23 protein-coding genes and 1 tRNA gene are annotated in these 25,393 nt (G+C 71.2%); 10 read left to right on the top strand and 14 right to left on the bottom strand.

The genetic code is table 11. The features are described 5' to 3' along the window. Entirely contained in the window at positions 1 to 495 is a 495-nt protein-coding gene (locus tag ACFQUV_RS09760; RefSeq protein ID WP_129610910.1) for a hypothetical protein, read from the bottom strand. A 239-nt stretch (positions 496 to 734) separates the two neighbouring features. Beyond that, positions 735 to 810, bottom strand: a tRNA-Thr gene (locus ACFQUV_RS09755). Between the two features lie 179 nt (positions 811 to 989). Here ACFQUV_RS09755 and ACFQUV_RS09750 point away from each other — a divergent pair. The 3 genes from ACFQUV_RS09750 to ispG all read left to right on the top strand — a co-directional run bounded on the left by ACFQUV_RS09750 (position 990) and on the right by ispG (position 3,862). Beyond that, positions 990 to 1,469, top strand: a complete 480-nt coding sequence (locus tag ACFQUV_RS09750; RefSeq protein ID WP_111383492.1) for a transcriptional repressor — start codon at positions 990 to 992, stop codon at positions 1,467 to 1,469. A gap of 90 nt (positions 1,470 to 1,559) precedes the next feature. Next, entirely contained in the window at positions 1,560 to 2,459 is a 900-nt protein-coding gene (locus ACFQUV_RS09745; RefSeq protein ID WP_129610909.1) for a DMT family transporter, read from the top strand. Positions 2,460 to 2,584: 125 nt separating this feature from the next. Continuing rightward, positions 2,585 to 3,862 (top strand): flavodoxin-dependent (E)-4-hydroxy-3-methylbut-2-enyl-diphosphate synthase, encoded by a 1,278-nt coding sequence (gene ispG, locus ACFQUV_RS09740; protein WP_129610908.1) that lies wholly within the window; start codon positions 2,585 to 2,587, stop codon positions 3,860 to 3,862. A 56-nt stretch (positions 3,863 to 3,918) separates the two neighbouring features. Here ispG and ACFQUV_RS09735 read toward each other — a convergent pair whose 3' ends face one another. Continuing rightward, on the bottom strand, positions 3,919 to 4,518 hold the full coding sequence (locus ACFQUV_RS09735; RefSeq protein ID WP_129610907.1) for a hypothetical protein: 600 nt from the start codon (positions 4,516 to 4,518) through the stop codon (positions 3,919 to 3,921). A gap of 19 nt (positions 4,519 to 4,537) precedes the next feature. On the opposite strand from ACFQUV_RS09735, the gene ACFQUV_RS09730 reads away from it, so the two are divergent. Continuing rightward, positions 4,538 to 4,798: a hypothetical protein gene (locus tag ACFQUV_RS09730; protein WP_129610906.1), complete on the top strand. Its 261-nt coding sequence runs from the start codon at positions 4,538 to 4,540 to the stop codon at positions 4,796 to 4,798. An 84-nt stretch (positions 4,799 to 4,882) separates the two neighbouring features. Here the strand turns inward: ACFQUV_RS09730 and ACFQUV_RS09725 are convergent, their stop codons facing one another. Continuing rightward, entirely contained in the window at positions 4,883 to 6,277 is a 1,395-nt protein-coding gene (locus ACFQUV_RS09725) for a M48 family metalloprotease (RefSeq protein ID WP_129610905.1), read from the bottom strand. A gap of 266 nt (positions 6,278 to 6,543) precedes the next feature. Here ACFQUV_RS09725 and ACFQUV_RS09720 point away from each other — a divergent pair, with 266 nt between their 5' ends. Continuing rightward, positions 6,544 to 6,750: a hypothetical protein gene (locus ACFQUV_RS09720; protein ID WP_111383486.1), complete on the top strand. Its 207-nt coding sequence runs from the start codon at positions 6,544 to 6,546 to the stop codon at positions 6,748 to 6,750. A 69-nt stretch (positions 6,751 to 6,819) separates the two neighbouring features. On the opposite strand, the gene ACFQUV_RS09715 is transcribed toward ACFQUV_RS09720, so the two are convergent. The 6 genes from ACFQUV_RS09715 to ACFQUV_RS09690 form a co-directional block, all read right to left on the bottom strand. Beyond that, the gene (locus tag ACFQUV_RS09715; RefSeq protein ID WP_111383485.1) at positions 6,820 to 7,125 is read right to left on the bottom strand and encodes a monooxygenase; all 306 of its coding nucleotides are present in this window, start codon (positions 7,123 to 7,125) and stop codon (positions 6,820 to 6,822) included. A gap of 84 nt (positions 7,126 to 7,209) precedes the next feature. Then, positions 7,210 to 9,321 (bottom strand): DUF4139 domain-containing protein, encoded by a 2,112-nt coding sequence (locus tag ACFQUV_RS09710; RefSeq protein WP_129610904.1) that lies wholly within the window; start codon positions 9,319 to 9,321, stop codon positions 7,210 to 7,212. A gap of 316 nt (positions 9,322 to 9,637) precedes the next feature. After that, positions 9,638 to 10,183 (bottom strand): inorganic diphosphatase, encoded by a 546-nt coding sequence (gene ppa, locus ACFQUV_RS09705; RefSeq protein WP_111384585.1) that lies wholly within the window; start codon positions 10,181 to 10,183, stop codon positions 9,638 to 9,640. A 179-nt stretch (positions 10,184 to 10,362) separates the two neighbouring features. Beyond that, positions 10,363 to 11,781 carry an amino acid permease gene (locus ACFQUV_RS09700; RefSeq protein WP_244601706.1) on the bottom strand — a complete coding sequence of 473 codons (1,419 nt, stop codon included), beginning with the start codon at positions 11,779 to 11,781 and terminating at the stop codon, positions 10,363 to 10,365. 368 nt (positions 11,782 to 12,149) lie between these two features. After that, positions 12,150 to 12,812 (bottom strand): DUF1847 domain-containing protein, encoded by a 663-nt coding sequence (locus ACFQUV_RS09695; RefSeq protein WP_129610903.1) that lies wholly within the window; start codon positions 12,810 to 12,812, stop codon positions 12,150 to 12,152. 190 nt (positions 12,813 to 13,002) lie between these two features. Further along, positions 13,003 to 14,805: a tetratricopeptide repeat protein gene (locus ACFQUV_RS09690; protein ID WP_129610902.1), complete on the bottom strand. Its 1,803-nt coding sequence runs from the start codon at positions 14,803 to 14,805 to the stop codon at positions 13,003 to 13,005. A 330-nt stretch (positions 14,806 to 15,135) separates the two neighbouring features. Between ACFQUV_RS09690 and ACFQUV_RS09685 the strand changes: the two genes are divergently transcribed. Further along, positions 15,136 to 15,558, top strand: a complete 423-nt coding sequence (locus ACFQUV_RS09685; RefSeq protein ID WP_129610901.1) for a hypothetical protein — start codon at positions 15,136 to 15,138, stop codon at positions 15,556 to 15,558. Positions 15,559 to 15,695: 137 nt separating this feature from the next. Here ACFQUV_RS09685 and ACFQUV_RS09680 read toward each other — a convergent pair whose 3' ends face one another. Together ACFQUV_RS09680 and prpB are read right to left on the bottom strand one after the other, a co-directional pair. Beyond that, positions 15,696 to 16,640, bottom strand: a complete 945-nt coding sequence (locus ACFQUV_RS09680) for an IclR family transcriptional regulator (protein ID WP_165364130.1) — start codon at positions 16,638 to 16,640, stop codon at positions 15,696 to 15,698. Between the two features lie 154 nt (positions 16,641 to 16,794). Further along, the gene (gene prpB, locus ACFQUV_RS09675) at positions 16,795 to 17,724 is read right to left on the bottom strand and encodes a methylisocitrate lyase (RefSeq protein WP_129610899.1); all 930 of its coding nucleotides are present in this window, start codon (positions 17,722 to 17,724) and stop codon (positions 16,795 to 16,797) included. A 377-nt stretch (positions 17,725 to 18,101) separates the two neighbouring features. Between prpB and prpF the strand changes: the two genes are divergently transcribed. From prpF to ACFQUV_RS09655, 4 genes are all read left to right on the top strand, one after another. Continuing rightward, positions 18,102 to 19,298 carry a 2-methylaconitate cis-trans isomerase PrpF gene (gene prpF, locus ACFQUV_RS09670; protein ID WP_129610898.1) on the top strand — a complete coding sequence of 399 codons (1,197 nt, stop codon included), beginning with the start codon at positions 18,102 to 18,104 and terminating at the stop codon, positions 19,296 to 19,298. Between the two features lie 31 nt (positions 19,299 to 19,329). Further along, positions 19,330 to 20,322, top strand: coding sequence for a tripartite tricarboxylate transporter substrate binding protein (locus tag ACFQUV_RS09665; RefSeq protein ID WP_129610897.1), 993 nt, complete (start codon positions 19,330 to 19,332; stop codon positions 20,320 to 20,322). Positions 20,323 to 20,411: 89 nt separating this feature from the next. Continuing rightward, entirely contained in the window at positions 20,412 to 21,209 is a 798-nt protein-coding gene (locus tag ACFQUV_RS09660) for an alpha/beta fold hydrolase (RefSeq protein WP_165364129.1), read from the top strand. Positions 21,210 to 21,253: 44 nt separating this feature from the next. Continuing rightward, positions 21,254 to 22,078: a polysaccharide deacetylase family protein gene (locus tag ACFQUV_RS09655; protein WP_165364128.1), complete on the top strand. Its 825-nt coding sequence runs from the start codon at positions 21,254 to 21,256 to the stop codon at positions 22,076 to 22,078. Between the two features lie 36 nt (positions 22,079 to 22,114). Here ACFQUV_RS09655 and fabI read toward each other — a convergent pair whose 3' ends face one another. Beyond that, entirely contained in the window at positions 22,115 to 22,897 is a 783-nt protein-coding gene (fabI, locus tag ACFQUV_RS09650; RefSeq protein WP_129610894.1) for an enoyl-ACP reductase FabI, read from the bottom strand. A gap of 204 nt (positions 22,898 to 23,101) precedes the next feature. Beyond that, the gene (locus ACFQUV_RS09645; RefSeq protein WP_129610893.1) at positions 23,102 to 25,339 is read right to left on the bottom strand and encodes a DUF3141 domain-containing protein; all 2,238 of its coding nucleotides are present in this window, start codon (positions 25,337 to 25,339) and stop codon (positions 23,102 to 23,104) included. Between the last annotated feature and the right edge of the window lie 54 nt (positions 25,340 to 25,393).

The following is a 25,393-nucleotide window of genomic DNA, read 5'->3' as shown; positions in this document are numbered from 1 at the left end:
TTAAGGCTTATTGCCAACGGTCACGCGAACACCCGTTCCGGGACCAGTTTGGATGATTCTCAGCCCGGTTCCCGGCCCTGTTTGCGTCACCGACAAACCTGTGACGCTCTGACCGGGAGCACCAACGGCATTTATGTCGAGCGCGGGATTGGGCCCAGAGTTCACTATTTCTGCTGCTGCACCGCCCTGGTGCTGCCCCTCGATCTTCATTCCAACGATGTGTGAGCGATCCTGCGTATCTGGCATGGTCTGAGCCTTAGCGCTGCGTTGGACGTAGAAGTGAAAAGAGCCCCCGAGGCAGATTGCCGCGATGAGGAAAAGGATAACCGAACTCAGAGGCGGCTTCATGCTTGGCTCCAAGAACTCAGCGAGCACCACAATGATTCCGGCGATGATTCCAGACCAGCCTACAGATTTAGGCATGGCTGGAACTGCCCACTGGATAAACCTGAGGATCAGGGCTAATCCAAGCCCGAGGAAAAACCCTTCGCTCATCGGGCGAATCCTACGCTAGCGCGTAGATTAGCACACCTCTCGCCGGGAAGCTTCAATGAAGGTCAGCGCGGCCCATTCGACACATGCGAAAGCCCGCTGACCGGCAGTCGACGTTTGCGACAGGGGGCAGTCGGCGGCAGCTAGAGACGCGACCTGTACCTGAAAGTTGCACCTGAGCAAAGAATCTGCTTGCCCCTTAGCGACTGAAAAATCTGCAATAATTGTTGCATTGGGTGTGGTGGTGCCGCAAGAGGGATTCGAACCCCCGACCCCATCATTACGAATGATGTGCTCTACCGGCTGAGCTATTGCGGCGTCGGGCTCCCTGATACTGGGCGGCGGCGCGGTTGGCAAGTGATGCGGCGGCGCCGCCGGCGGCCCTCCGGCGCGCTCTCCGCCCCCAACAGGGGCGCGCCCTGGCGGTTCCGCCCGCCCGCCCGGCGTCAGGGCCGGCCGGCTTTGAAAAACCTCGGCGGAGCCGATAAATAGACCCCATGGCCGCGACCTTCCCGACCCCCGACCACGACCACGCCCGCTGCTCGGCCGCCGTCCTGGCGCACGCCGAGGCGGTGTGCAAGGAGCGCCACGAGCGGCTGACGCCGATGCGGCGGCAGGTGCTGACCATCCTGGCCGACAGCCACAAGCCGCTCGGCGCCTACGAGATCATGGAGCTGGCCGCCCCGGACGGACCGCGCCCGGCGCCGATCACCGTCTACCGGGCGCTCGACTTCCTGATGGCGCAGGGCCTGGTGCACCGCATCGAGAGCCGCAACGCCTTCCTGGCCTGTGCCCACCGTCATGCCAGCGGCGCCCTGGTGGCGTTCCTGATCTGCGATCGCTGCGGCACGGTGGGCGAGGCGCCGGCGACCGCCATCTCCGAGGCGATCGGATCGGCCGCCGCCGCCATGGGCTTCTCGCCCAAAATCTCGGTCATCGAGGTGACCGGCCTGTGCGCCCATTGCCGGGATGCCTGACCCGGCCGGCCGCGCCTCCTGACGAACCCGAACCCCTGGACGCGCCGCCGAGGCGCCGCGCCCCTTCCGGACTCCATCGCCGAGCCCTCCATGTCCCCCCATGCCCGCCCGCTCGACACCCTCGCGACCGTCACGGTGGTGGCCCTCAGCCTGAGCTGGGGCCTCAACCAGGTGGCCATCAAGGCGGCGCTGCCGGACATTCCGCCGCTCGTCCAGGGTGTGATCCGCTCCTCCGGTGCCCTGCTGATGCTGTTCGCCTGGTCGTGGGCGCGCGGCGTGCGGCTGTTCTCCCGCGACGGCAGCCTGCTGCCCGGGCTCGCCGCCGGCCTCTTGTTCGGGGTCGAGTTCGTCATGGTGTATCGCGGCCTGCCGCTCACCACCGCGAGCCGCGCCACCATCTTCCTTTACACGGCGCCGCTGTTCGTCGCCCTGATCGGCTCGCGGGTGCTGCCCGGCGAGCGGCTCGGGCCGTCGCAGTGGCTCGGGCTCGGGCTCGCCTTCGCGGGGGTCGTGGTGGCGTTCGGGGCTCCTCAAGCCTCGGCCACCACCCCGGCGGGCTCGACCCTCGCCGGCGACGCGCTGCTGCTGGTCGCCGGCGTCGGCTGGGCCGCCACCACCCTGGTGATCAAGGGCACCCGGCTGGTCTATGCCGCCCCGGAGAAGACCCTCGGCTACCAGCTCGCGGTGTCGATCCCGGTGCTCGCGGTCGCCGCGATGGTGTTCGGGGAGAGCCTGACGGCGGCCCCGCGCCCCGGGGCGATCGGCTGGCTCGCCTATCAAACCGTCTGGGTGGTCGGAATCACCTATGGGCTGTGGTTCGCCCTGGTGAAGCACTATTCGGCCAGCCGCCTGTCCGCCTTCACGTTTCTCACCCCGCTGTTCGGGGTGGCGGCCGGCCATGTGGTGCTGGGGGAGGCGATCGACTGGCCGTTCGCGGTGGCGGCCGCCCTGGTGGTGGCCGGGCTCGTGCTGGTCAACCGCCCGCGTTGACGGCGGCCTGCCGCCCCGCGTCGCTGGCGGACTGCCGCCCGCGTTGACGGCGGCCTGCGGGTCTGGCACTCCGCAGGCGGGCCGCGGGCTCCACGGACGGGCCGCACAGGCCGGAGGAGAGTGCGATGAGTGATCTGGCAGGGCCGGCCCCGCGCCGCAGGACGGTGGCCGTGAAGGTCGGCAACGTCACGGTGGGCGGCGGCGCGCCGATCGTCGTGCAGTCGATGACCAACACCGATACGGCCGACGTGCAGGCGACGGTCGCTCAGGTCACGGTACTCGCCCGCCAGGGCTCCGAGATCGTCCGCATCACGGTCGACCGCGACGAGGCGGCCGCCGCCGTGCCGCACATCAAGGAGCAGCTGCTCAAGACCGGCGTCACCGTGCCGATCGTCGGCGACTTCCACTATATCGGCCACAAGCTGCTCGCCGACCATCCGGCGTGCGCCGAGGCGCTCGACAAGTACCGGATCAACCCCGGCAATGTCGGCTTCAAGGAGAAGAGGGACCGGCAGTTCGGCGCCATTGTCGAAATGGCGATCCGCCACGGCAAGCCGGTGCGCATCGGCGCCAACTGGGGCTCGCTCGATCAGGAGCTGCTGACCCACCTGATGGACGAGAACGCCCGGCTGCCGGCTCCGAAGGACGTGCGCGCCGTCACCCGCGAGGCGATGGTGCAGTCGGCGCTGCTGTCGGCCGCCCGGGCCGAGGAGATCGGCCTGCCGCGGAACCGCATCATCCTGTCCGCCAAGGTGTCGGCCGTGCAGGACCTGATCGCCGTGTACCAGGACCTCGCGGCACGCTCCGACTATGCCATCCATCTCGGCCTCACCGAGGCCGGCATGGGCTCCAAGGGCATCGTCGCCTCGTCGGCGGCGCTCGGCATCCTGCTCCAGCAGGGCATCGGCGACACCATCCGCATCTCGCTGACGCCGGAGCCCGGCGGCGACCGCACCCTGGAGGTGAAGGTCGCCCAGGAGCTGTTGCAGACCATGGGGTTCCGGGTGTTCGTGCCGCTCGTCGCGGCGTGCCCGGGGTGCGGACGCACCACCTCGACGACGTTCCAGGAGCTGGCCCAGGAGATCCAAGGCTTCATCCACGCCTCGATGCCGGAGTGGAAGACGCGCTATCCGGGCGTGGAGGCCCTCAACGTCGCGGTGATGGGCTGCATCGTCAACGGGCCGGGCGAGTCGAAGCACGCCGACATCGGCATCTCGCTGCCCGGCACCGGCGAGCAGCCGACCGCGCCGGTGTTCGTCGACGGCAAGAAGGTCGCCACCCTGCGCGGCCCGACGCTCGCCACCGAGTTCAAGGCCATGGTGATGGACTACATCGAGCGTCGCTACGGCACCGGCGCCACCAGCGTCACCGGCGGCAACCAGGGACGCACGGCGGCCGAGTAGGTGACGGCGGCCGTCACGCTCGGCCGCGCCCGATCAGCGCGGACGTGCGCCGCGCCTCACATCGGCTCGCCCCAGCGGCTGACGGCCGGATCGGCGGCGTCGGGGGCCGGGCAATTCTCGGTCGGCAGGCGCGCCTTCTTGGCGGCGACGCAGCCGCACAGCCGGCAGATGCGCTCGTCGTCGGACGGCGCCACCCGCTCCAGGATTTGATAGGCGAGCCGGCCGTCGGGTGCGACGAGGTCCGGGCAGGCCCGGCACACCGCGAGCCGGGTCGTGAAGGTGCCGTCGTCGACCAGCGCGAACCCTGCCTTGGCCCAGCGGAACAGCGTCTTGGCGGCGGAGGCGACGAGCCGCCCATTGCCGTGCAGCGGCGCCGTGTCCATCTCCGGTGGGTTGGCGAGCAGCACCCGCAGGAACGCCGGGCTCGCCTTGCAGGTCATCAGATGGTGGGCATAGAGCGGATCGGCCAGCACCGCCGCGGCGACCCGTTCGGGCGGCGGATGGTCGAGATCGAGCAGATCCGCCAGACGCTGCGCGACCGCCGCCAGGGTGGCGTCCTCGTCCATCGCTCGGGTCTCGGATCCAGGAGCCTCGGCGACGGGGTGCTGGTCGATGGTGCTCGGGGGGCTGATGCCGGTGTCGGGAGGTGAGGCCATGGGCGCATCGGGCAATGGCATGTCGGGACCATTTTGGTTGCGGGACAACGGGCTCCGCTGCCTGGTGGAGCCCTGCCCGTCCTGGGACGTGCTGGATGCCGCCGGCCAGGTGGTCGATCGCGTGTCGCGGGTCGAAGGGGTCGACGGGCGATTTCTGGCGCTCGCCGATGTCGATACGCAGCGCATCTATCGCGGCGCCGTTCTTCCCTACGAGGTGGACACGCTTCCCAACAGGGGAGTCGTGGCCAAGCGGTTCGTGATCACCGGAGACGGTGACTGACGCCACCGTCGGTCTCGACGGTCGCGACGACGGACGGGGCCAGGGGCCACCGTCCGCGAGGCTGCGCGCGCCGCGTCCGTCACTTCACGAGGCGCAGCCGGGCTTCCCACTCAGCCGCAAGGCTCCGTAATAGGTGGCGATCCGGCAGGCGCCCGGCGGATGGCTGCATCCCGACGACCCGCCGGGGGCGGTGGGATCGTTCGGCACGCCGAAGAACGCCGCCATCTGGGCGATGCCGGCGAGCGCGAAGGTCGCGTACTGCTCGCCGAACCACACCTTGCGCATCACGTCGCGCACGGCCGCGTAGTCGGCCTGGCCCTCGCACGACAGGCCGCCCGGGAAGGTGGGCGGGCCGCCGTAGTGGTGGCCGAGCTCGTGCGCGATCACCAGCGCGATGCCCTCCATCTGGAGCGCCACATAACGCACCAGCCCGCCCTTGATGGCGATGTGGCGGATGCCGCTGCCGTCGACCCAGGCATAGGCGTTGACGGTGTCGTCGGCCCAGTCGAACTGATAGGTCACCTGCGGATAGAAGGCGGCGTGCTGGTCGAGCAGATACTGGGTCCACTGGCGCGACAGCGGATCGTTCCAGGCCCGCATCGGATCGGCCGCCTTGGCGGCGGCCTCCTCGTCCGAGATGAAGCTCGCGGCACCGGGCGGGATCGGCACCACGGTGGCCTCGGCCGGAACGAACACCGGCCCCTTGAGGTCGCGGGCCTGATGGCGGGACACCGTCATGGCCGGGGCTGCCGCCCGGTTGGCGAAGCTGGCACTGTCCGGCGCCTGACGGCTGCCGGCGCCATAGCGGCGGACATGCTCGGGCGAGCCGACGATCGGCCGCTCGTCGTGCCCGGCCGTCAGGCTGAACTGGTTGCGGAACTCGGTGTCGCGCGCATAGAGCTGCACCGCGTAGTCGGCACTCACCACGCCGTTGGTGTCGATGAGGTGCCCGGCGAGGTCGGCTGGCGGCTCCTCCTGCTTGGTCGCGATGTGGTGGAACCCGGCGTAGTAGTCGCCGATGTGGACCGACGCGATCGGCACCGGCTGGCCGGCGGGCGTGACCAGCTCGTCGCCGGGGGCCAGCCGGTCGGCGCGCCGCAGCGTCTTGTCGGACATCAGGAACAGGTGATCGCTGGTCACCGCGATGGCGGTGTCGGCATAGACCACCAGAACCGCGTATTTCTGCTTCGAGGCGCCGGGGGTGCCGTTGCTGAACGCCACCGTGTGGGACTGCCAGTCGAGATCGAGGCCGCACGCCCGTACGGTGTCGCCGACCACGAAGGTCTCGATCGCCCGATAGCCGGTGTCGGTCGCCACCGGGGTGCCGAACGCCAGGCACGAGCAGGTGCAGTAGCAGATGCTGCCGTCCGGCCCCTGGACGATGACCGGGTGGTTCACTCCCCAGCCGGTTGCCTTGCAGATCTCGTTCACGGAGCCCTGAATTCCGCTGCAATGGGCGCTCGGGCACGGGTTGACCATGGAAAAATCCTCCTCTGCAATCAGGAGGAGATTGAGTGCTCGATCTAAACGCTCGTCAAGGTTGAAGTAGTCAAGTCACCACCTTGTCATAGCGCCACCTCGAGCGGAGACGGAGGCGGAAACCGCCACCGCCGCGGCGGTCGGCTGCCCGCCCGGCCTGGGTGCTCCTCTCGCATGCACATATCCGCATGTTGATGCAGGTCAAGCCGGGGTCGTGGCCCGTTGCCTATAAGTCGGGCCGGCTCGAACCAGTTCGGAGAAGCACGATGCTGAAGATCGCCGTTCTCGTCTGGATGATCGTCGGCATCACCCTCGCCGGGGTTCTGGTCGTCGTCATCGTCACGGTGCCGTCGCTCTATGCGCAGGGCATGAGCCTGATCCCGATCGCCGCGGCGGCCGGCTTTCTGGCCGCCATTCCGGCCGCGCTCGTCATCGCCAAGAAGATCCAGTCGCTGACCGTCTCGCGCGGCTGAGCCGCGCCGTACACCTGATCCCGCACCGCGCCGCGCGGTTGAGCCGCGCCGCGCGATGCTGCGAGCGGATCAGAGCGGCGCTCGGGTGATCGCCGACAGCGGTCCGTTGACGTCGAAGGCGTGCGCCACGATGCCGGTGACGCCGAACGCCGCCAGCCGGGCCGCGTGCTTGGCGCGGTAGCGCTCCGCCGCCTCGGCATCGCGGAACAGGTAGACGCCGCCGGCGCGGCGCGTCTCGGCATTCTCGGTCCAGATCTTCCAGATCAGCCCGTCTTCGGCCGCGATGTCGCGAGCGAGCCCGTCGAAGGCGGCCGTCATCGCGGCGCCGAACGGGCCGTCATAAGGAAAATCGAACTGCAACAGGGTCGGGCTCATCGCATGTCCTCGTCACGGGGCACGGCGACACCGTGCCGAGGGCATCGATAGCAGATCGACGGCGCCGGCGCGGCCAGTCTCGCCCTACAGCTTGAGCTGGCGGGCGAGCTGCACGGCGGCCTGGCGCTTGGCGGCGATGTCGGCCTCCAGCGCCTGGTCGGCGCGGCCGATCTCGGCGAGGCGATCCTCCTGGGTCTTCAGCGTGTCGATGTAGCGGCGGCCGAGATCGGTGCCGGAGCCGACGGCGCCGAGGTTCTGGCGCAGCCGCGCCTGGTCGTCGCCGATGCGCTTGCGCTCGGCGTCGAGCCGGCCCCGCTCGCCGCGCGCCCGGTTGATGTCGCCGACGAGTGCGCCGAGCTTCGCGGCCGTGTCCTTCACGGCAGGCGTCTCGTTCTCCAAGCCACGGATGCGGGCGAGGATCTCCTCGGGCGCGAGATCGGTGAGGATCACGGTCTGGCGGTCGGTGCGCTCCAGCACCAGCGACGCCTTGGTGGTCTTTCCGCGCGGCGCCGCGACGGTGGCGCGGAAGCGGGTCGGCGTCTCCTCGACGCCCTTCTGGTCCGGCGCCGGCGCGAAGCCGTCGGTGCGCGCCTCCTCGATGACGATCTCGCGGTCCTCGTCGGCCGGCGGGGTGATCTCGTAGGCGAGGGTGCGGCGCGATTTCGTCGTCAGGGTCAGCTCGCCGTCCACCGCCTTGCCGAGCGTGGTGCGGCGGATGCCCAGGTCCTCGCGGCGGATGTCGGTCTTGGCGTCGAGCGCGAAGGTGACGTACCGGAAGGTGCCGCGCGCCAGCAGCGGCAACTGGGCATCGCCCACGAAGGCGGCGGTGCCGTCGGCGCCGTCGAAGGCGGTGACGATGCCGGGCGGCAGGCTGGTGTCGCCGTCGTTCTTGATGCGCACCGCGGCGAGCGGCCGCCGCGCCGAGGTCTCCGGCTGGTACAGCCAGGTGCGGGTCGCCTGCACGTCGCGATCGACGAACGGCACCATGGCGGTATGGCCGGTCGCCACCGTCACCTTGGCGGGGAAGCGGTAGAGGAGCTGGGTCGCCGCCTCCTCGGCCTCGCTGGCGCGGGCCAGGTTCGCCATGCTCTCGGCCTCGGGCGCCGGCGGCGGCATCGCGGCCGGCGCCGCCAGGGCCGGGGCCATGCGCTGCATCTGCCCCACCTGCGGGGCCGGCATCCGGCGGGGCGCCGCCCCCTCGTACATCTTGGGCCGCGGCTCGGCCGCATCGGCGTCGTCGCTGCGCGGCATCACCCGCGTGGCGGTGGTCACCGGAACCTCGGGGCGATCGGTGTAGAAGGCGGTGTAGAGCGCCTGGCGGAGCGCCACCGGGTTACCCGAGACCAGCACCAGCTCGACATCGGTCCAGTCGCCGCCGGTGAGGTTCTCGACCACGGCCCAGCCTTGCAGACGCGCCGTGCCGCCCTCCTTGGGCAGCACCAGCCGATAGGAGGTCTTCCACACCGGCGCCGCCACCACGTAGCCGAGCGCGACCCGCCGGGTGCCGTCGCCGAGGAAGCCGACCGAGACGGTGCGGCGGTCCTTGGCGCGGTTGCGGGTCTGGCCGGCGAGCGCCCGCTCGATCTGGGCGCGGGTCTCCGGATCGGTGAAGCGCAGCGTCGTCAGGTCCTCCAGCACGGCCTGGACGAGGCCGCGCCCGGTCATCAGCGACAGGCGGTGACGGGTGACGGTGCCGCCGCCGTTCGGCAGCGTGATCTCCTCGGGCTCGACCCGGAACACCCGGCCGGTGGCGGTGACCGGGCCGGCGATCTCCACCTCGGTGCCGACGAGCGCGTTGAGCAGCGCGGTCGGCGAGGCGAGCGCGTCCGGACCGAACGGCAGGTCGCGGTAGAGCTCGGCGAGCGGCTGCTTGCCGGGCAGGCCGACGGCGCCGACGCCGCCCTCGCGGTCGAACACGGTGAGGCTCTTGAGCACGTCGTCGACCTGGTCGAGCCGCACCGGCAGCTCGATGCTGCCGCCGCCGGTGACCGGGCCGGCGTGCAGGAACTGGGCGAGGCCGGCGCTCGACAGCACGACGCGGACGAGCGGCAGCTCGGCGGCGCCGGCCGTCGTCCCGGCGAGGAGCGCGGCCGCCGCGAGGCCGCCGGCGAGGCGGGCGCGTCGCGACGGGCGGGCCGTGAAAGGCAGGGACAGCGTCGGGCGGTTGCTCCGCGATGGCGGCGTCGGCGCGAACATGGGGGCCTCGTGGTTGGCGTGGCGGCAGCTCGGGGTCGTGCGGAACCGGACCGTGCGGAACCGAGCCGTGCAGTGCCGATGGCGCAGGTTGGTCGCGGCGCGGCCTCGCGCCGTTCGACCCGGACCGGCCGATCTCGCGCGCCCCGCCGCGGCGGACCGGCGACGGCTCCGCAGTGGCGGCGGTATGTCAGTCCCCGACCGCGGCGAAGTCAGGGCCGAAACGCAGTCGCCGGACGGCCGTATTCCGGCGGTCCGGCGACGGAGTGTTGCGGGTGGTGCGCCACCAGGCGGCCGAGGTCGACGTCGCCCGTCGGCCTCAGCCCTCCTGCGCCGCCTTCTCGGCCGCGCGGGCGATCGCCTTCATGATCAGGTCCTCGGCCCCGGCGGTGTCGAGCCATTTCGCGATGGTGACCCACTTGCCCTTCTCCAGGTCCTTGTAGTGCTGGAAGAAGTGGGCGATCTGGTCGCGCACGATCAAGGGCAGGTCGGTGTAGTTCTGCATGTCGGTGTAGTAGGGATGCAGATTGTCGACCGGCACCGCGAGGATCTTCTCGTCGCCGCCCGACTCGTCCTCCATCAGCAGCGCACCGACCGGCCGGCAGCGGACCACCGAGCCCGGGAACACCGGCACCCGGTTCACCACCATCACGTCGATCGGGTCGCCGTCCGGCGACAGCGTGTGCGGGATGAAGCCGTAGTTGCCGGGATAGTACATCGCCGTGTGCAGGAAGCGATCGACGAACAGGGCGCCCGACTTCTTGTCGATCTCGTACTTGACCGGCTCGCCGCCGAGCGGGATCTCGATCACGACGTGAATGTCCTTGGGCGGATTGCGGCCGGGCGAGATTTCGGAGAGGTTCATCGGAGCTCCAGTGGCAACGGACAGGTCTCGGCGGGCCGTCGAAGGCTCCACCAACGCTGCCTGATTACTGCGCCGGGCCGCCCCGCCACAACAGAATTCAACCATGCCGGGCCGCCGCCGGACGCCGCGGCCAAGCGGCGATGCGACGGACGTCGCCGCGACGGACGTCGCCGCAACCGTCAGGCGACCGCCGCCACGGCGGTCGGCTGGTTCAGCCGGCTGTGGCGCGCCCCATACCCCGCATAGACGACGATCCCGACGGCGGTCCACACCACGAAGCGCACCCAGGTGGCGCCCGACAGGCTCATCATGATGTAGAGCGACGACGCGATCGCCAGCGGCACCACCACGACGGCGGCCGGGCAGCGGAACGGCCGCGGCAGATCGGGCTGGGTGCGGCGGAGCACCAGCACGCAGGCGCTGACGACCACGAACGCGAACAGCGTGCCGATGTTGCACATCTCGGCGACGAGGCCGATCGGGGTGAAGCCGGCCATCACGGCCACCACGCTGCCGACCAGGATGGTGGCGACGTGTGGCGTTCCGTAGCGCGGATGCACGCGGCACAGCGCCGGCGGGATCAGCCCGTCGCGGGCCATGGCGAAGAAGGCGCGGGTCTGGGCGTAGATCATCACCAGGCAGACGGTGGTGAGACCCGAGATGGCGCCGACCCCGACGAGTGCCGAGCCGAAATTGTAGCCGAGCGTCCGCAGCGCGTAGGTGACCGGCTCGGCCGTGTCGAGCCGGGCGAAGGGCACGACCCCGGTGAGGACCGCGGCGACCGCCACATACAGCAGGGTGCAGATGGCGAGCGACACGATGATGCCGATCGGCACGTCGCGGCGCGGGTTGCGCGTCTCCTCGGCCGCGGTGGTGAGCGAGTCGACGCCCAGATAGGCGAAGAAGATGATGGCGGCGCCGGCCGAGATGCCCGCCCAGCCGAAGGGCAGGAACGGCGTCCAGTTGGTGACGTCGACGCGCGGCCCGGCGAGCAGCAGGAACAGGAAGATGGTGCCGAGCTTGAGGCCCACGAGGGTGCGGTTGACCGCGGCGCTCTCGCGGATGCCGCGCACCAGCAGCACCGTGACGAAGGCGATGATCAGCATGGCGGGCAGGTTGACGACGCCGCCGTCGTGCGGCACCGCGGTGATCGCCTTGGGCAGCTCGATGCCGGCCGACTTGAGGATCCCGACCAAATAGGCCGACCAGCCGCCGGCGACCGCGCAGGCGCCGACCGAGTATTCGAGAATCAGGTTCCAGCCGACCAGCCAGGCGACGAACTCGCCGGCTGCCACGTAGGAATAGGTGTAGGCGCTGCCGGCCGCCGGGATCGACGAGGCGAGCTCCGAATAGGCGAGGCACACGAGCCCGCAGACCACCGACGACAGCACGAAGGAGAGCATGATGCCGGGACCCGCGTAGCGGGCCGCGGCGACCCCGGTGAGCACGAAGATGCCGGTGCCGACGGCGGCGCCGATGCCCAGCATGACCATGTCGAAGGCGCCGAGCGAGCGGCGGAGGCCGGTCTTGCCGATGTCGTCGCTCACCGTGGCGATCTGCTTGGTCCGGAACATCTGATCGGCTCGAAACATCGGCATGCGGCTCTCTGGTCGGGCGAGCGTGGCGCGGGCGCCGTCGTCGCGATGCGGGACGCGGAACATCGGTGCGATGCGGGACACCGTCGCGACGGCGCCGTGCGGTGGAGACGGTGACACGACGGCGGCCGATCGGGCCCCGTGGCGGGTCGCCGCGATGTGAAGCAGGAATCCGCTCCGGCCGTCCTTGATCGATCTCAGTCCCGACGGCGAGCCGGCTCCCGCGTCGCCGGGAATGGTCTTGTGCGAGACCGGCTAATCCATTCGGCGGTTTTTCGCTAGGTTCCAGGTTCGCGGCGCCCGGACGGCGCGACGCGCCGATTCGGGTGCCGCGCCCCGGAACGACGGCGAAATGATCTCCGGAAACAGGACTAAAGGTCCTTCAGGCGATCCTCGTCGAGCACCCGCTTGCCGTAGCTCTTGGCGGTGTAGAGGGCGGCGGCGGGATTGTGGCCGAGCACCCGGTCCTTGGTGATCAGGGTGGTCACCGGCGCGTCGGAGTGCTTGTAGAACAGGGCATCGTGACCGACGCACAGGCCGATCAGCACGTTGAGGTCGGTCTTCTTGGCGTTGAGGGCGACCGCCTGGAGCACCGGGTTGCAGCACGCCTCGAAGCCGCCCGGCTTGATCTTGTGGGCGTCGGGCACGCCGATCTCGGTCTTGTCGAGGCCGCCGATCTTGCACAGCACGGTCTGCGGGTCGAAGCCGCCGCGGCGCAGGATGGTGGCGAACAGCCGCGCCTCCTCGATCAGGCCGACGCAGGTGGCGATGCCGATCCGGTGGGCGCCGATGCGGCGCGCGAAGGCGAGCGTCTCCTCCACCCGGTTGAGCTTGCCGTAATAGGTGCCCTCGACCTCGGCGGAGGCGCGCGCCAGAACCGCATCCGGGCCCTCGCCGCGATAGCGCTCCGCCACCTCCTCCACCACCTCCGGGGCGGTCTGCTTGCCGACGCAGAAGGCGGGCGGGTTACCGCGCTGGTGATAGCAGTCGAGCTGTCCGCATTCGGAGCAGGTCGGTTCGGCAGGCTTGGTCATGAAGGGTTCCACACGGACGTCGCGACGGGGCGGGCAGCGCGGGGGACGCGGGCTCGCCGTCCGGGATGGTAGCGCAGCGCGCCGTGCCGAGCAGCCGGGGCAAATACGGGCACGATCGGCCGCTCGGGCGAGCGCGCGACCGGCACGGCAGCCGGCCGGACTGCGCGGCGGCGGCCATTCGGATCACCGATCAGTGTGTGTCGGCGCCGCCGATGGCCTTCAAGTCGGCCTCGAGGCGATCGCGAATCCATGGCGCCGCCACCAGGCGCGACAGCCGCTCCTGCGCCCCCTCGATCCACGCCCGCTGGCGGGCGTGCAGCACGGCGAGCGCCGCGCGAGCGCCTTCGGGGTCGCCGGTGCGGGCCGACAGGAGCGCGCGCGCGACCAGGTTGATGTCGTACTCGCCGGGCATCTCTGCGATGTCGGCCGCGGCCTCGGTCATCTCGTCGCGGAGATAGTGGGCGAGGAACAGGCTCCAGGCGAGCGGATGCGGGTTGGTGGAGAGATGGCGGCGGGCCTGCTGGAGCAGCGCCAGGCCGCCGTCGACGTCGCCGGTCGCCACCATGAAGCCGCCGACCTGCATCAGCACGCGCACGTCGTAGGGGTTGAGCGCCAGGGCCTTGCGGGCCAGCTCGCGGGCGCGCTCGACGCGGCCGCGGGCGAGCTCGATCTGCATGAGGGTGTAGTGGGCGCGCGCGCTATTGGGGCCGAGCTCGACGGCGCGATGGGCCAGCGTCACCGCGGTCGACAGATCGCCCGACGCGCTCAGGCCGTGCAGGTAGTCGCGGACGTGCAGGCGGGCCAGCAGCACATGGGCGAGGACGAAGCCGGGATCGTCGGCGATCGCCCTTTCGAGGCACTCTCGCGTCTGGTTGTGTCGCCCGGGATCGTAGTAGCGCGCCACCTTGGCGGCCAGGAGGGCGCATCCGTAGCGCGGCGGCGGCTGCTGCTCCTGCTTGCGGCGTTCCGCGGCGGCGACGATGCCGAACGGCTCCAGCAGGATGCTCAATGCCTCCAGCGCCATCCTCCGGCGCGCCACCTCGCGTGTCTCGCCGGGACGCGCCGTCTCGAAGTCGGCGTGCCAGATCACCGCCTGGTCGGGCAGCGTGGTCAGCCGCAGCGTCAGCACTGGGTCGCTCTCGTTGCCATAGACCAGGATGGGCGTGAGCAGATAGTCGGCCGGCACTGTGCCGGGCCGGTCGTTGCCGGGCCGCGCCAGGACGACGACGATGTCCTCGAACCGCGACAGTGCGTTGACCAGGATGGTGTGGACGGCGGCCGGATCGACGCGGCCCTCCCGGACCGCGCCGGTCGTCGTGATCGGCGCCACGGCGATGCGTGGCTCGCCATGGCGGGCGGCGTAGGCGGACGCGCGGACCGGGTCGTCGGCCTGCTCGACGGCCGGCGTTCGGCTCCTCTGGGCACGCAGCACCAGGGTATTGACCAGCCCATAGGCCACCAGGGCGCCGATCACCACCGCGGCGACCGGCAGCCAGGCGGCGCCGATCCGCCCGCGACGGTCGCCGCCCGCCGGCGCCGGGGCGGTGCGAATGTCGGGAGCGAGTGGGGCGGTCGCAGCTGGCGTCGGCGCAGCGGCGTCGACGGTCGGCATCTCGGCGGTCTCGGGGGGGACGGCCGGTTGCCCGCACTCGAACACGGGAACGTAGCGGCCGCGCGGCAGCGTGATGCGGACCGCGTCGTCGCGGCCCGCATCGGCGTAGTAGCGCGCCAGCTCCTGGCGCAGGCGCGCCGCCTCGGTGCGGACGATCGACTGGGAGTTGGGATCGAAGCTGGCGTCGCGCCCGAGGGCCTCGACCGCGATGGTGTAGCCCTTGATCTGGTCGCTTCGCCCGGCGAGCGTCCGGTCCACCACATAGGACAGGAAGGCGCTGATCTGAGGCGAATCCCGAAAGCGCGGGCTGGCGAGGACGCGAGTCAGGGCTGCCCTGATCTCGGTCTCGGAGAGTTCGAGAGTGCCGTCCGAACGCAGCACGGGCGAGGTTCCGGTTGCTCGGCGACCGCCGAGATCAGTGCCGACTGGATTCGCGATGCCGCTGACCGAGGCCGAGAGCGCGATCGGTGTCGCGGCGGCATGCCGACGCGGTCACGGTCCTAACGAGCGCCCGCAGATCTCGAACATCAGCGTATTCCAAATTCGCGTGCGAGTTGGGACACGACAGGCCGTCCGTCGTGTGGCGGTCCGTCGTATGACTGTCAACTGACAGCCAAGTCCCCCATATTCGCAGAATTTCGGTAAGGATTGGATCAGACGGTAGCGTTCGACAAGAGAGAGACGGGCCGAATCCTCACAGGAATGGCGAGAATGGATAACTACTGCCACAACTCCCAGAATATGGGAAACGGCGTTGTCAGTGGTGCGGACAGCGCCCTGGCAAGCGTGCTGCGGGCAGACTTGCCGCGACTGCGAAGCGTGCTCGACGTCTACGCGACCTGCCTGGAGCAGCTCGTCGGAGAGTTGTCGGCGGCAGGCGAATCAGTCGAGCGGCGTCGCGCGCTGCTGGCGCATCTGCGGCGGGACTACAACCGCATCCTGGTCGATCTGGAGCGGATCGTCGCCGTGGTGGATGCGGCCGAGCCCGACGGGTTGCCGTTCGGGCGCAGGCTCCGCGCCGTCATGGCGGAGATCGACCGCGACGAGCCGGGGGTGGTCCGGCGCGGCTGGCGGGATCGCAACCGCCTGCGGCCCGACTCCTTGCGTCGCCGGCGCTGCGCCGGCGAGGCGTGAGGTCCAGTCGTTCGTCCGGAACGTGATCGCCGGTGCGGCCCCCTTCTGGTGGACGCCTCGTCGGCGACCGGGACTTCGTGACCGCGGGACTCCGCGACCCCGAAAATCCATGACCGGGATGTGACGCTCGCGCCGCGCTACGGCACGCGACGAGGCTGGACCAGCCGCCGCGACAATTGCCGTGCGTAGCCCTGGAGGCTCGTCACCGTGTCGGGGTTCGGTTCCTCGGGAAGGACCCGGATCGAGCCGACCACCGCCAGGGCGCCGATGCACCCGTCCCGCGCATCGAAGACCGGCGCCGCCATCACATTGATGCCGACTACCACCTCTTCGGGTGCGGTGGCATAGCCCTGCTGGACGATGCGGGCGAGTTCGGCCTCGACCCGCGCCCGGTCGACCACGGTCCGCGCCGTGAAGGCTTCGAGCGGACGCGCCAGCACACGCTCCTTCACGGGGGGCGGCGCGAAGGCGAGCAGCACCTTGCCCTGGGCCGAGGCATGGAACGGCAGCTCGCTGCCGGGCCGCACGCCGATCTCGATGGTCGACGCGCCGGCGACCGTCGCCAGCACCAGCGCGCCGCGCGGCGTCATCGCCGACAGCACCGCCGTGTGGCCGAGCCGGTCGCGCAGCTCGCGCATGGGGCCGTCGGCCGCCTGCACGAGATCGGTCTGCGGCGAGAAGCGGGCGAGCAGCCGGCTCTTGGGGCCGATGGCGTAGCGGGCGGTCGTCGGGTTGCGGGTCAGGTAGCCGCGTTCGACCAGCGTGTGCAGGTGGCGGTGAACCGCGCCCTTGGTGACCGCCAGGCGATCGGCGATCTGGGTGACGCCGAGCTCGTCGCCCGACAAGGCGATCGCCTCGAGCACGTCGAGAGCGAGGTGGACCGAGCGGACCCCGGCGCCGGCCCGCTCGTCGCTGGCTTGCTTGCTGCTGGTTTGCTGACTGCTAGCCCGCTCGTCGCCGGCTCGTTCTTCGGCCGGCTGGCGGTCGGCTTCCAGGCGGTCGGCTCGCAAGGAGGCGGCCCGCAGGCTGTCCGCCCGCAAGCTGTCGGCCTGCTCGTCGCCCGCACCCGACCCGTCGCGCACGCGGACCCCCGGTATCATCCGCAACACGCAACCAGATTAATCCCCTATCGCCCGTCGGCAAGCCGCCGGCCCGCGGCGTGGCGCCGCGTCCCGCCACGATAGGGCAGGGGCGCCCGCGACCCGCGACGAGGATGTCGGCCGGTGCGCGCCGGCCTCAGCCGGCCGTCCCGCGGGCCGGCATCTCGGGCACCACGGTGGCGACGATGGAGGAGTCCAGCGCCTCGTAGTCGGCATAGCCGATGGTGGCGTACAGCTCGGCGCGCGTCTGCATGCGCGGCAGCATCGCCTCGGTGCTGCCGTCGCGGGCGAGCGTCGCGTAGAGATCGGCCTGTGCCCGGGCGGCGCAGCGCAGCGCGCTCACCGGCCAGATGACGATCTTGTAGCCGAGCGCCGCGAACTCCGCCGCGGTGAGGAACGGCGTGCGGCCGAACTCGGTCATGTTGGCGAGCAGCGGCACGCCGGGCAGGCGGTGGGCGAACGCGCGGAACATCTCGGGTGTGGTCAGCGCCTCCGGGAAGATGACGTCCGCTCCGGCCTCGACGTAGCGTTTCGCGCGGGCGAGCGCGCCGTCGAGCCCCTCGCTCGCCGCCGCGTCGGTGCGGGCGACGATCACGAGATCGCGGCGTGCCCGCACGGCGGCCTGGATCTTGGCCGCCATGTCGGCCGGGTCGGCGAGCTTCTTGTCGTTGAGGTGGCCGCACTTCTTCGGCAGGAGCTGGTCCTCGATATGGACCGCGGCGGCGCCCGCCTCCTCGAAGCAGCGCACCATGTGCATGACGTTGAGCGCCTCGCCATAGCCGGTGTCGCCGTCGACCAGCACCGGCAGGCCGGCGGCGCGCGCCACCTGGCGGACGAAGAACGCCACCTCGTCGACCGTGACGATGCCGAGATCGGGCAGGCCCATGGAGGCCGTCATGGCGGCGCCCGAGAGATACAGCGCCTCGAAGCCGGCGGCCTTCGCCTGGAGGGCGGCGAGACCGTTGTGGGCGCCCGGCATCGGCAGGATGCCGGGGCGCTGGAGCAGGGCGCGCAGGCGCTGCCCGGCGGGAGCCGCAGGGCAATCGGAGGAGATCAGGTAGGTCATGGCTGTCTCCCGCGGCCGCGGTGGCCGCATGGTCGCTGTTCGGGGGAATCGTCCGGCCGCGCGGCGCTCACCTCGAGGTCCGTTCGTCCCCGCGACGGCGAGGACAGGGATTGTTCGACCGGCGGCTTGATGGGTGGCTCTGGTTTCCCGCTGTCGCGGGCGCGAGTGGAGGACGGGGTGAGCGCGTCGGACCACGCTTACCGCGCTCCTCGGCGGCTGTCGACGCGCCCCGGCATGCGGGTGGTCGCACGCTTGCGGTGGTGCCGCCGCGGCGTCATGGTCGGGCGCGGCGTCCGCCGCGATTCCCCGCCCGCCCGTCATCACCCGTCCCTGGACACGTGCCGTCGCCCCGCTATGTTGACGCGAGAGGACCGCCGATGAGTGGGCTTCGCATCCCCGCCGTGTACATGCGCGGCGGCACCAGCAAGGGTGTCTTCTTCCATGCCGGCGACCTGCCGGACGATCCGGCACGGCGCGACGCTGTGCTGCTGCGGGTGATCGGCAGCCCCGATCCTTACGGCAAGCAGATCGACGGCCTGGGCGCCGCCACCTCCAGCACCAGCAAGGTGGTGCTGGTGCAGCGCTCGCCGCGGCCCGATTGCGACGTCGCGTATCTGTTCGGGCAAGTCTCCATCGCCGAGCCGCTGATCGACTGGTCGGGCAATTGCGGCAATCTCACCACTGCGGTGGCTCCGTTCGCCATCCAGCAGGGGCTGGTGCCGGCGGGGCCGGACGGCCTGCGCGTCGTGCGGCTGTGGCAGGCCAATCTCGGCAAGCGCATCGTCGCCCACGTGCCGGTGCGGAACGGCGAGGTCGTCGAGGAGGGGGCGTTCGAGCTCGACGGCGTCGCCTTTCCGGCGGCCGAGATCCGGCTCGAGTTCCTCGATCCGGGCGGCGGCGCCGCCGGCGTGCTGCCGACCGGGCGGCCATGCGACACGCTCGACGTGCCCGGCCTCGGGCCGGTCGCCGCGAGCCTGGTGGACGCCGGCAACCCGACCGTGATCGTCGCGGCCACGGCGCTCGGCGTTTCGGCGACGGTGCGGCCCGCCGAGGCGGACGCCGATGCGGCGTTCGTGACCCGCTGCGAGGCGGTGCGGGCCGCCGGCGCCGTCGCCATGGGCCTCGCCGCTTCCGCTGCGGAGGCGACCGCCAAGCGTCCCGCCACCCCCAAGCTGGCGCTGGTCGGCCCGCCAGCCGCGTATGTCGCGGCCGGCGGCCGGGCGATCGCGCCGGAGGCTGTCGACGTCGTCGCCCGCATGATCTCCATGGGCAAGATGCACCACGCCTTGACCGGCACCGGCGCGGTGGCGCTGGCGGTCGCGGCGGCGCTGCCCGGCACCCTGGTGGCGGACCTCGTCGACTGCGGCACCGGCGCGGCGCGCGGCGCCGCGGGCGGCCGGCTGGTCCGCTTCGGCCACGCCTCCGGGGTGCTGCCGGTCGGCGCCGAGACGTCGGTCCGCGACGGCGCCGTGGTGATCGACAAGGCGGTGCTCAGCCGCACCGCCCGCCGTCTGATGGAGGGGGTCGTGCATGTGCCGGCCGCCGTCCTCGCGTCCTCCTCTCGCGCCGCCTGAGGGCGGCGCTCGTCATCGGGAGACCTGCACCATGCTCCGCCTTCTCGCCGCCGCCCTCGCGGTCCTCGTGGTGGGCCAGCTCGCCGTGCCCCCCGCCGCCCGCGCCCAGACGCCGGCGGCGCCAGACTATCCGGCGCGCCAGATCACCTGGGTGATTCCCTACGCGGCCGGCGGCTTCGCCGACATCCGCGCCCGTAAGATCGCCGAGAAGCTCGGCAAGGCACTGGGCGCCACCGTGATCATCGACAACAAGGCGGGCGCCGGCGGCGTGCTCGGCACCGCCGCCGTCGCCAAGGCGCCGGCCGACGGCTCGGTGATCGGCATGGGCAATCTGGCGCCGCTCGCCGTCAACGTCTCGCTGATGGGCAAGCTGCCCTACGATCCCGCCACCGACCTGGTGCCGGTGATCCTGATCGAGCGCTCGCCGCTGGTTCTCACCGCGGCGCCCGGGCAGGGGCTCGCCGGCGTCGCCGATATCATTGCGCGGGCGAAGGCGGCGCCGGGGCGGATCAACTACGGCTCCTCCGGCATCGGCGGCGCGCACCACCTCTCTGGCGTGATGTTCGGCCGCCAGGCCGGCATCGACATCGTCCATGTGCCCTACAAGGGCGGCGGCGCCGCCGCCAACGATCTGCTCGCCGGCCATATCTCCATGATGTTCGAGATGGGCTATGCGGCGCTGCCGTCGATCGAGGCGGGCAAGATCAAGGCGCTGGCGGTCACCGCCAATCACCGCCTGGCACAGCTTCCCGACGTGCCCACCATGGCGGAGGCGGGGCTGCCCGGCTTCGAGTCCTACAACTGGCAGGGCGTCGTGATGCCGAAGGGGACGCCGCCCGAGATCGTCGCCCGGCTCAACAAGGAGCTGAACGCCATCCTCCAGATGCCCGACGTGCGCGACAGCATCGTGTCGCAGGCGAGCGACCCGGCCGGCGGCACGCCGGAGGAGTTCGCCGCCTTCATCCGGAGCGAGACGGCGAAATGGGGCGAGGTGATCCGCGCCGCCGGCATCAAGCCCGAATAGCCCCTGGCCGCGTCCTCGCGTCGGCTGCCGGGGGCGGCCGCGCGGGCGCCTCAACCCTGCGACCGAGAGACGAGACGACGAGAGACACCATGCCGACGCTCGCCCGCCCCGATGGAGATCTGGCCTACGAGGTGGTCGGCGAAGGCCCGCCGCTCGCTTTGGTCACCGGCCTGGGCGGGGTGGCGGCCTACTGGACGAATCTCGTGCCGGTGCTGTCGCGCTCCTTCTCGGTGATCCTGCACGATCAGATCCCGACCGGCGCGTCGCGCGCCCGCGCGCGTCGCACCACCCACAGCGTCGAGGCGCTGGCCGCCGACCTCGCCGCGCTTCTCGATCATCTCGGCTGCGACCGCTGCCACATGATCGGCCACTCGACCGGCGCCGCGGTCGGGCAGGTGATGGCGCTCGACCATCGCGACCGGCTCGGCCGGCTGGTGCTCTACGCCGGCTGGGCCGGACCCGACCCGCACTTCTCCTACTGCTTCGAGATCCGCCGCCGGGCACTGATCGAGCGCGGCGTGCCGGCCTACAACGAGATGGGGCCGCTGTTCCTCTATCCGCCGCGCTGGATCGCGCGCCACCGCGACAGGGTCGCCAAGATCATCGCCGACGCCGACGCGGCGCCGCCGCCCGCCGAGGCGATCGCGGCGCGCATCGACATGATCGTCGCCTTCGACCGGCGGGCTCGGCTCGGCGCGATCCGCGCGCCGACTCTCGTGGTCTGCGCCGAGGACGACATCCTGACGCCGCCCCATCTGTCGGAGGAGTTGGCCGCCGGCATCCCGGACGCGCGGCTGGCGCGTCTGCCGTGGGGCGGCCACGCCTGCTCGCAGACCGCGCCCGAGGACTTTCTCGCCGCCGTGCTGCCGTTCCTGGAGGGCCGGTGAGCGGATCGGCACCGAGCACGACCTTCGCGCGGGAGACCCGGACCGTGCCGCGTTCCATCGTCTGCCTCACCATCGATCTCGCCGCCCCGCCGCATGGCGCGGCGGAGGGTGCGGAAACGGCCGGGCAGCCGGCGACGCCATTCGCGTCGGTCGGTGCCGCCCGCCTCATGGATCTGCTCGGGCGGCGCGGGCTGCCGGCCACCTGGTTCATGGCGACGGAGGCCATCGCGGCGCATCCGGAGCTGTGCGAGCGGGCGGTCTTCGCCGGGCACGAGATCGGCCTGCTCGGTGTGGGCGCAGCGCCCGCGGGGCTGTCGTCCGCGGACGCCGATCTGAGCCGTGGCATCGCGGCGATCCGGGGGCTTGGCGGACAGTCCCCGCGCGGTTTTCGGGCGGCCGGCGCGGCGCTGGACGACGCCACCCTGGCGCGGCTCGACGCGCAGCGCTTCACTTACGACTCGTCGCTCCGCAGCGGGCATCTCTGGCCCTGGCGGCTGCCGCGCCGCCCTGCCGCGCCGGGTGCAGGTGCGACGGGCGACGACGCGACGGCCGCCGGCTTGATCGAGATGCCGATCGGCTGGCCGCCGGTGCTTCGCGCCGGCGTTGACGGCGCGCACCCGGTCCCGGCCTCGGCGCTGGTGCTGGAGGCGCCCCGCCTCGCCCTTCAGACCCTGCTCGACGAAGCCCTGTTCATGCGCGACAGCCTCGACTGGGGCGTGCTCACCCTGGCGCTGGACCCGGCGGTGATCGGCCGCGGCGCCGGCCTGCGGGCCCTCGGCGACGTGCTGGACACGCTGATCGAGGCCGGCGTCGTGTTCCTGACCGTGGCCGAGGCGGCCGCCGAGGCGGTCGACCGCCTCGGCCCGTAGCAGCGGCGAGCGGCCGCCGCCCGGCGATGCGCACCGTCAGTCGACGATGTGATAGCCGCCGTCGACGTAGAGGGTCGAGCCGGTGATCGAGCGCGCCGCGTCGTGCGCCAGGAAAGCGGTGGTCAGGCCGACATCGTCGATGCTGACCAGCGCGTGGGTCGGCGCCTTGCCCCGTGCCTTCTCCAACAGCTCGTCGAATTCCGGGATGCCGGAGGCGGCCCGCGTCGCCAGCGGGCCGGGCGAGATGGCATGCACCCGGATGCCCTTCGGCCCCAGCTCGGCCGCGAGATAGCGCACCGCGCTCTCCAGCGCCGCCTTGGCGACGCCCATGATGTTGTAGTTCTGCACCACCATCTGGCTGCCGTAATACGTCATGGTGAAAAGCGCGCCGCCTTCGGTCATCAGCGGCTCGGCCAGGTGCGCCATGCGGATGAACGACCAGCACGACACGTCCATGGTGGTGAGGAAGCCGTCGCGGTCGACGTCGATGACGCGGCCCGACAACGCCTCCCGCGGCGCGAAGGCGATCGAGTGGACGACGAAGTCGAGGCGCCCCCAGGTCTTTGTGATGCGCTCGAACACCGCCTCCATCTGGCCGGGCTCGCGGACATCGAGCGGCATGACGATGTCGGCTTCGAGCTCCTGCGCGAGCGGCTCGACATGCGGCCGCGCCTTTTCGTTGAGGTAGGTGACGGCGAGCTCGGCGCCGAGCGCGCGGAACGCCCGGGCGCAGCCCCAGGCGATCGACTGGTCGTTGGCGATGCCGACGATCAGGCCACGCTTGCCCTCGTGGATGCGGGCCTTGTAGGCGGGAATCATGCGCTGTCTCTCTGCTGTGGGTGGCGCCGCCTTCGGCGACATCCCGGTGCGACGATGGCGGAGGGAGAACGACGGAACAACGACGGAGGTGAGGCCAAGGATGGACCGCCGGGCGCGGGCGGGTCGGGCGAGCGCGTCCAGCCCCTCGTGCGGCCCAGCAGGGGGAGCGCCGCGCGGGACGAGCGGCCGCGCGGCGCCGGCACGCTACGACGCCTCGCGGACGGTCGCCTCGCGCGGCACCACCGTGAGGCTCGGCCCGGCCTCGCCGCCGAACATCCGAACGACCCGGCGCAACCGCGTCTCCATCTCGCCGGTCGGCTCGCCGCAGGCGGAGAGCGCCTGGCGGATGATCGCCAGCCCCTCGGCGCGGGCAGCCGGATCGTCCGGCAGCAGCGACGGGATGGCCGCCACGGCCGCTTCCGGGTCGATCAGCAGCATGAAGAATTGCTCGCGCAGCAGCGCCTTGAACTCCGCCAGCGGCACCGCCCGGGTCTTCTCGCTGGCGCTGCGGATGCGACGGACCATCTCGAAGCCGCGCTCGTCGACCGAGGCGCGCGGCAGGCCGACATAGACGATGGCGCGGACCACCGCCTCGCGCAGCCCGCCGACCGGGATCTTGTCGTGCAGCTCGGCGATCCGCCGCTCCACCAGCTCGCGGTGCAGCGCGCTCTTGCCGGCCCGGCGCAGCGGCGCCTCCGATTGCGGGTCGACGCCGTAGAACGCCTGGACGAAGGGTGAGCCGAAGACGGCCTGGAACACCGCCTCGCTGGCGCCGTCGCGCCAGTCCCGCCAGGCGTCGAGGCCGGCGACGATCTGCTCCGACACCCTGTCCTGCCAGGCCAGGAACGGGTTGTCCGGATCGGCCGGCCGGCGGTGCTGGCGGACCCAGTCGGCCGCGGCGGCGAGCGGCGCGGCGAACGGATTGGCATCCGACACCAGCTCGTATTGCAGCCGCAGCGGATGCAGCCGGTACATCGCCTCCGCCATCGGGGCGGTGACCATGGCGCGCACCATCGGCTGCGCGAAGGTCTTGTAGAGCGCGAGATTGACCTCGGACATCCGCGCCACGGTGGCGAAGCGGCGGTCGTCGTCCGCCGTGTTGCCGCCGAGCCGCCGGATGTCGTCGAGGGTGCGGGCCTCGCAGCGCATCACCCAGTCGCCATGAGCGAGATCCGGATTGAGGGTGTCGCCCGTCTTGGGAACGAACACGGCCTCGTACAGCCCGGGCGGCAGCACGTCGACGAGATCGATGTTGCTGGCGAACTCGCCGTGCTCCTTGCGGGCGACGCCGCCCGACACGAAGATGCCGAGATGGCCGACCGACTCGTGCACCGCGTAGACGATGGTCTGGCCGTAGGATCGGATCTCGTCGACGTCGTCGTAGAGCTGGAGAATCCAGCCGAGCGCCTGCTGGGGTGGCGTGATGTTGTCGCCCTTGGAGCAGAACACCACGATGGGCGAGCGGATGTTGCGCAGGTCGATGGCGGTGCCGGTCGAGGAGCGCACCTCGCCGGCCGCCAGCTTGTTGCCGACGAACAGCTCGTCGACAATGAACTGCATCTCGTCGGCGTTCAGGTTGACGTGACCGCCCCACCACCGCTCGAAGCCGAGATATTTCGGCGCCTCGTCGTCGACATTGGCATAGAGATTGTAGGGCTTCTTCCAGACGGTGTTGGCGGGATTCAGGTTCTCGAAGTTCTGCACCAGCCAGGCGCCATCGAAGCGGCCGTGGCCGAGATCGCTGGTGAAGGCGGTGAGCCAGCTGCCGCCGAGCAGCCCGCCGGTGTAGCGCATCGGGTTGAGGCCGCTCTGTCCCGTCCAGTAGGACAACGGCGAGCCGGCCACGATGATCGGGCCGAACAGCTCGGGCGCGACGGCGGCCAGCATCATCACGGCCCAGCCGGCCTGGCAGTTGCCGACGACGCACGGCTTGCCGTCCGCCTCCGGGTGGCGGTCGATGACGGCCTGGAGAAACACCGCCTCGGCGCGGGCGATGTCCTCGATGGTCTGGCCCGGCATCGGATCGGGCAGGAAGCCGACGAAGTAGCACGGATGCCCGGCGGCGAGCGCGACGCCGATCTCGCTGTCCGCCTTGAAGCCGCCGATGCCGGGGCCGTGGCCGGCGCGCGGGTCGACCACCACGAAGGGGCGCCGCTTCGGATCGATCTCGACGCCCTCCGGCGGCACGATGCGGACGAGACCGTAATTGACCGGCCGCTCCAGGGTGCGGCCATCGACCACCAGCTCGGCCGCATAGTCGAGCACGTGGGGCACCGCCATCGCCATGTGGTCGCGATAGCCGTTACCGCGCTGGCGCATCACGTCCCAGAACAGGATAGTGCGCTGGGCATAGTCGATCAGGTAGGAGATGGCCGCGACGGCGGCGTTGCCGCCCGTCACGACGGCGCTGGCCTGCGGCGACGGAATGTGTTCGTCAGCCATGATCGGCTCCTGGCGTGGGGGTGATAGTCACGGTTGTTTGATCGATGCGGGCCG

The organism is Rhodoplanes sp. P11, assembly GCF_964266735.1.
GTDB lineage: Bacteria > Pseudomonadota > Alphaproteobacteria > Rhizobiales > Xanthobacteraceae > Rhodoplanes > Rhodoplanes serenus.
Note: the sequence above shows the minus strand (reverse complement) of the source record. Positions and strands in the feature narration are given on the sequence as shown.